Source organism: Mesorhizobium sp. M7A.F.Ca.CA.002.05.1.1 (assembly GCF_003998335.1).
GTDB lineage: Bacteria > Pseudomonadota > Alphaproteobacteria > Rhizobiales > Rhizobiaceae > Mesorhizobium.
The window spans coordinates 1-4,331 of sequence record NZ_RZQI01000520.1 but is presented as its reverse complement, the minus strand read 5'-3'; the positions used below and the strand labels follow the sequence as shown (position 1 = coordinate 4,331).

General features: G+C 63.0%; 6 protein-coding genes. 3 read left to right on the top strand and 3 right to left on the bottom strand.

Translation table 11 applies throughout. From position 1 onward, the window contains the following. From EN939_RS22975 to EN939_RS22965, 3 genes are all read right to left on the bottom strand, one after another. Window positions 1-597, bottom strand: a 597-nt coding sequence (locus EN939_RS22975; protein ID WP_164749098.1) for a LysE family translocator, incomplete at its 3' end; no start/stop codon positions are given. A 36-nt stretch (window positions 598-633) separates the two neighbouring features. Next, window positions 634-1,047, bottom strand: a complete 414-nt coding sequence (locus EN939_RS22970) for a hypothetical protein (RefSeq protein WP_236382885.1) — start codon at window positions 1,045-1,047, stop codon at window positions 634-636. Further along, window positions 1,040-1,276, bottom strand: a complete 237-nt coding sequence (locus EN939_RS22965; RefSeq protein WP_127269900.1) for a type II toxin-antitoxin system Phd/YefM family antitoxin — start codon at window positions 1,274-1,276, stop codon at window positions 1,040-1,042. The genes EN939_RS22970 and EN939_RS22965 overlap by 8 nt, the downstream gene beginning before the upstream one ends. A gap of 149 nt (window positions 1,277-1,425) precedes the next feature. On the opposite strand from EN939_RS22965, the gene rfaD reads away from it, so the two are divergent. The 3 genes from rfaD to waaC form a co-directional block, all read left to right on the top strand. After that, window positions 1,426-2,394 (top strand): ADP-glyceromanno-heptose 6-epimerase, encoded by a 969-nt coding sequence (gene rfaD / locus EN939_RS22960; RefSeq protein ID WP_127269898.1) that lies wholly within the window; start codon window positions 1,426-1,428, stop codon window positions 2,392-2,394. Beyond that, window positions 2,367-3,374, top strand: coding sequence for a lipopolysaccharide heptosyltransferase II (gene waaF, locus EN939_RS22955; RefSeq protein ID WP_127269896.1), 1,008 nt, complete (start codon window positions 2,367-2,369; stop codon window positions 3,372-3,374). The genes rfaD and waaF overlap by 28 nt, the downstream gene beginning before the upstream one ends. Further along, window positions 3,371-4,331: lipopolysaccharide heptosyltransferase I (waaC, locus tag EN939_RS22950; protein ID WP_127269894.1), on the top strand; the 961-nt coding region annotated here is incomplete at its 3' end. The genes waaF and waaC, both read left to right, overlap by 4 nt.

The following is a 4,331-nucleotide window of genomic DNA, read 5'->3' as shown; positions in this document are numbered from 1 at the left end:
GACCAGCACAGCCCCTCCCGCCCGTTGCATCAGCCGCTGTGCGCGGCTCGAACGCCGCAAACGGCCGATCACGGCGCCCGCCAGGAACACACAGACGATATCGGCCGAAGAGAACATCAGATTGACGATCGTGCCGAGCACGACGAACTGCAGCCAGACCGGAAACGCCGCCGAGGCGTCGATGAATTGCGGCAGGAACGCCATGAAGAAGATCGCTGTCTTCGGATTGAGCACCTCGACGGTGATGCTCTCGAAAAAGGCACGCCGTGCCGATTTGCGCTCGATCGCGGGCAGCGCCGCATCGCCCTCCACGCGCTTGCGAAACAGCGAGACGCCAAGCCAGATCAGATAGAGCGCGCCGACCAGCTTGACCGCCAGGTAGAGCGTCGGCACGGCATGAAACAGCACCGACAGCCCGGCAGCCGCTGCGAAAACATGCACGTAGCCGCCCAGATGAATGCCAAGTGCCGCCGTCAGGCCGGACCAGCGGCCGCGCGCCATCGTCTGCGCGGCCGCATAGAGCATGGCCGGGCCTGGAATGTAGGCGAAAATCGCCGTGGTGGCGAAAAACGCGATGAGCAGTTCGGTCGATGGCATTTTTGGTCCCTCACGATCGTGCTCTGTTCTGTCGATTCAGTCCGCGCGCGGGATGGCTTTGGACTGACCCGTGCGGACAACCGCAGTAAAAGCGAACATAATTTTCTTGTGAAATGACGGGCTGAACGCGCCGATTCGCGCACCCGGCTCGAAATAGGCCGACGCTTCCAGTATATCATGATTGTACTCATCGACCATGACCCAAAGGGGCATAGGGTCGAGGCCCGCACGGTGGCGTTCAATTTCCGGAATGCTGACGGCAACGCGATCACGGCCCGGCTGCGTGGAAGTGATTGCAAGGATGAAGAGGTTCGTACCGCCGGCTTTCCCAGGAAGGACAGCCACAAAGGCCACAGGCCGTGACTTCCGGCCTTCGGTCTCGCCGTCTCCGTGTTGACGATGCCAAAGATATGGATATCGCCAGACGTCCGCAGCGGCGGGTTTAATCACGGTCCAATTCCGCGGCGTACTCCTCGAGCATCTCGACATGTTCGGTCGGGGCATCCTCCGCAGCGTAGACGCGGCGGCTGTCGTTGCCGAAGCGCGCTTCGTAGGTCTCGATGCTCATCAGGACGTATCTCGGCTTGTTGTGGCGAGTGATGGAGACCGGCTGCTGGCTGGCAGCTGCAAGCACATCTCCAAGATTCTGTTTCAGATCGGTCGATGGATAGTTTTTCATGGGACACCCTGTTTTGTCCATAATAGACAAAACAGACAAAACAGACAAGCGCATAAAAGTGGCAGGACAGGCGCATGCGCCTGGCTTTGTCGACAGCCCGCCTAGCCTCCCCTATAAGGACCGGAATCGCAAGCAACCAGAGGCCCTTCATGATCATCGTCACGGGCGGCGCCGGCATGATCGGCTCCAACATCGTCGCCGCGCTGAATGCCGAAGGGCATGACGACATCCTGGTCGTCGACGACCTTACCGACGGTCACAAGATCGCCAATCTTGCCGATCTCAAGATCGCCGACTATCTCGACAAGAACGATTTCCTGGACCGCATGGAGGCCGGCTCGCTCGGCCGCATCGAGGCGGTGTTCCACCAGGGCGCCTGCTCGACCACCACCGAGTGGAACGGCAAATTCATGATGGAGGTGAATTACGCCTTCTCGAAACGGCTGCTGCATGCAAGCCAGGCGCTGCGCGTGCCTTTCCTTTATGCCTCCTCGGCTTCCGTCTATGGCGGCGGCTCGGAGTTTCGCGAGGATCCCGCGCTCGAGCGGCCGCTCAACGTATACGCCTATTCCAAGAAGCTGTTCGACGATTACGTCAGGCGAACCGTGTTCGCCGGGCGCACCGCCTTCGATACCGACCATTCACAGGTCGTGGGCTTGCGCTACTTCAACGTCTATGGCCCGCGCGAGGCGCATAAGGGCGCCATGGCCTCCGTCGCCTTCCATCTGTTCAACCAGGTCGAACAAGGCCAGAACCCGAAACTGTTCGGCGCCTATGACGGGTTCGGACCCGGCGAACAAAGCCGTGACTTCATCCACGTCGGCGACGTTGCCGACGTCAATCTGTGGCTGTGGAAACAGGGCTCAAGCGGCATCTTCAATTGCGGCACCGGCCGTGCCCAGCCCTTCCGCGCCATAGCCGAAACGGTGATCGACACGTTGGGGAAAGGCGAGATTGAATTCATCCCCTTTCCCGACCATCTCAAGGGCAGCTACCAGAGCTTTACGCAAGCTGATATGTCCCGTTTGCGCGCGGCCGGTTATAACGGCCAATTCCGGACAGTGGAAACCGGTGTCAGAGACTATGTCGAATGGCTGAAAGCCCAACGATCCTCGTGATCGGCCCACGCTGGGTGGGCGACATGGTGATGGCGCAGTGCCTGTTTTCGGCGCTGAAGGAGTTGCGTCCCAACGCCGCTATCGATGTGCTGGCGCCGGCCTGGGCCGCGCCGCTGGTCAAGCGCATGCCCGAGATCCGCCAGCAGATCGACTTTCCGCTCAAACCCGGCGCGCTCGAATTCACCCATCGCCGCCGCTTCGGCCGCCTGCTGCGCGGCCGCTACGACATGGCCTATATCCTGCCGGGCAGCTGGAAGTCGGCGCTGATCCCGTTCTTTGCCCGTATTCCGCGCCGTGTCGGCAATTTGCGCGAGATGCGCTATGGCCTGTTGACCGACATCGTGCCATTGCCCGACAGCATCAAACGACGCACAGCGCAGGCCTATTTCGGTCTCGCCCAGGGCGGCACTTTCCGGGCGCCGCGACTGACCGTGGACACGAAAAACCAGGTCGACCTGCTCGGCCGTTTCGGCTTGGCGCCGCAGAAATTCGTGGCCCTGATGCCCGGCGCCGAATTCGGCCCGGCCAAGCGCTGGCCCAGCGAAAGCTATGCCGGGCTTGCCCGCGATTTCATGGGCAAAGGCTTGAAGGTTGCTCTGTTTGGCTCGAAGAACGACCGCGACGTGACGGCGGAGATCGCGGCCCTGGCCCCCGGCGTCGTCGATCTCGCCGGACAGACGCGGCTGGAGGACGCCATCGATCTGATATCAGCCGCAAGGCTGGCCGTGTCCAACGACAGCGGGCTGATGCATGTCGCGGCCGCCGTCGGCACGCCGATCGTCGCCGTCTATGGCTCGACCTCGCCCGAGAACACGCCGCCGCTGGGGGAACGCCGCGAGTTGGTCTGGCTTGGCCTGTCGTGCTCGCCATGCCACCAGAAGGTCTGCCCGCTCGGCCACCTCAACTGCCTGAAGACGCTGGAAGTCGGCCAAGTCGCGGCAGCGGCGGACCGGCTGCTGGACATCCCGGCAGCGGCATGAAGGTGCTGATCGTCAAGACGTCGTCGATGGGCGATGTCATTCACACCTTTCCGGCCGTCGAGGATGCCCGTTTCCACCGCCCGGACCTGACCTTCGACTGGTGCGTCGAAGAGGCATTTGCCGGTATCGCCGCGCTTCACCCGGCGATCGAAAGAATTCACACGGTGGCGATCCGACGCTGGCGCAAGGCGCTGCTCGACGGCGCCACGTGGCACGAGGCGGCCGCCCTGCGCCGCACCTTGCGCGATTGCCGTTACGACCTCGTCATCGATGCGCAAGGCCTCCTGAAATCGGCTCTGGTGGCAAGGCAGGCCGGCGCCCCCATTGCCGGCTTCGACCGTTCGAGCGCGCGCGAACCTTCTGCGACGCTGTTCTACGATGCCACTTATCCCGTGCCGCGCGACCTGCACGCCATCGAACGGACACGGCGGCTGTTCGGGCTGGCGCTCGGCTATCAGCCCGATCTTTCGACCCTGGACTCCGGCATCGTGCCGCCCGTCGGCACTCTGGCGGGCATTGCCGGAAAAACCGCCTTCCTGCTGCACGGCACCAGCCGCGAAGACAAGAAATGGCCGGCCGAAGACTGGATTGAAACCGCGCGCCTCCTGATTGAGCGGGGGATAACGCCGGTCACGACCTGGTCGAACGAGCGCGAGAAGGCCGTGGCCGAAGCCATTGCCAAGGCAGTGCCATCGACAGTTGTGGTGCCAAAGTCACCGCTGGCCGACATCGCTGAGTTCATCGGCCGCTCGGAACTGGTCATCGGCGCCGACACCGGGCTGACCCATCTCGCCAGCGCCTTCGGCCTGCCAACGGTTGCGGTGTTCCTGGCGACCGAGCCCGGGTTGACGGGTCCGCGCGGGCAATATGCGTCGACGCTTTTGGCAGTGCCCGGGAAGCGTGTGATGCCGGCGGAGGTGGTGGCGGAGGCAGAGAGGCTGGCGGGACTCCAGGTCC